General features: G+C 76.0%; 1 pseudogene. It reads left to right on the top strand.

Annotation, left to right across the window (positions count from 1 at the left end):
* A pseudogene (locus tag AB0L75_RS44530) lies at positions 1-1,075 on the top strand (hypothetical protein); the annotation flags it as partial.

Below are 1,075 nucleotides of genomic sequence, written 5' to 3'. Positions count from 1 at the left end.
CCGGGGACCGCGACGACCTCGAGGTCCCCGTCACCGACCGCGCGTGGCGGCAGGTCTCCGTCACCGCGGTCGACTGCCTCGGCGCGTCCCGCTGCCCCCAGGCCGAGGAGTGCTTCTCCGAGCGTGCCCGCGCGGACGCGGCGGACGCGGACGTCGTGGTCACCAACCACGCGATGCTCGCCATCAGCGCCTTCGAGGGCCTCGCGGTGCTGCCGGCGTACTCGGCCGTCGTCGTGGACGAGGCCCACGAGCTGCAGGACCGGGTGACCGGTGCGGTCACCGGGCAGCTGTCCGGGTCGATCGTGCACGGCGCGGCCACCTCGCTGCGCCGCCACACCACCGTGGCCGTGGAGGACCTGATCGAGGCCGGGGCGGCCCTGGACCGCGCGTTCACGGACACTCCGTCCGGTCTGATCGCCGCGGGCCCGGACGAGGTCCAGGAGCAGGCCCTCACCGGCGTCCTCACGGCCGCGCGCCAGTGCCTGTCCGACCTCGGCCAGGACAAGGACAAGGAGGCCGACGCCGACGGCGGACGGCAGATGGCGCGCTCGCGGATCCTCGAGGTCCTCGAGGTGGTGGAGCGCATGCTCGCGGCCCGGCCCGAGGCCGACTTCCCCGAGGTGCTGTGGGCCACCCGCCCCGGCCACTTCGAGCCCGGCGTGGGCTGGCAGCCGGGGGACGAGACCGACCCGCCCCAGCTCTACGTGGCCCCGCTCTCGGTGGCCGGCAAGCTGCGGGAGGGCCTGTTCGGCAAGGCGACGACGGTGCTCACCTCCGCCACGCTCACCGTGGGCTCGGGGGAGCGCCGGTTCGACTCGGTGGCCGGCGACGTGGGCCTGGCCGGCCCGGACGCCCCGAAGTTCGAGGCCCTCGACGTCGGCAGCCCCTTCGACTACCCGCGTCAGGGGGTGCTCTACGTGGCCCGGCACCTGCCCCGGCCCGGCCGGACGGCCTCGCCCGAGTCCCTGGATGAGCTCGAGGCGCTCCTGAGGGCGTCGCGGGGCGGGCGGGCCGCCGTACCGGGCAGCGCAGCCGGGTGCGCGGGCCCGGATTCCATCGGGTGGCCCAACGGGGG

Origin of the sequence: Streptomyces sp. NPDC052101, from assembly GCF_040680235.1 — a bacterium.
GTDB lineage: Bacteria > Actinomycetota > Actinomycetes > Streptomycetales > Streptomycetaceae > Streptomyces.
Note: the sequence above shows the minus strand (reverse complement) of the source record. Positions and strands in the feature narration are given on the sequence as shown.